The organism is Bariatricus sp. SGI.161 (genome assembly GCF_050313695.1).
GTDB lineage: Bacteria > Bacillota > Clostridia > Lachnospirales > Lachnospiraceae > JAFBIX01.
Window position 1 is genome coordinate 1 of sequence record NZ_JBNPLX010000115.1, and the last position, 223, is coordinate 223.

Genomic DNA, 223 nt, shown 5'->3' on the forward strand with positions numbered 1-223 from the left:
GTATGGGCTTAAGTGGACTCGAACCACCGACCTCACGCTTATCAGGCGTGCGCTCTAACCGGCTGAGCTATAAGCCCATCTGTATTAACTTTTTAAATCTGGCAGCCACCTACTCTCCCGCACCGTCTCCAGTGAAGTACCATCGGCCGCTTAAGGCTTAACCATCGTGTTCGGGATGGGTACGGGTGTGTCCCCTAAGCGCATCGCCACCAGAAAGATCCCC

General features: G+C 54.7%; 1 tRNA gene and 1 rRNA gene. Both read right to left on the bottom strand.

From position 1 onward, the window contains the following. Window positions 1-3: 3 nt before the first annotated feature. Window positions 4-77, bottom strand: a tRNA-Ile gene (locus ACQRBH_RS17435). A gap of 19 nt (window positions 78-96) precedes the next feature. Next, window positions 97-214 (bottom strand): 5S ribosomal RNA (rrf, locus tag ACQRBH_RS17440). Between the last annotated feature and the right edge of the window lie 9 nt (window positions 215-223).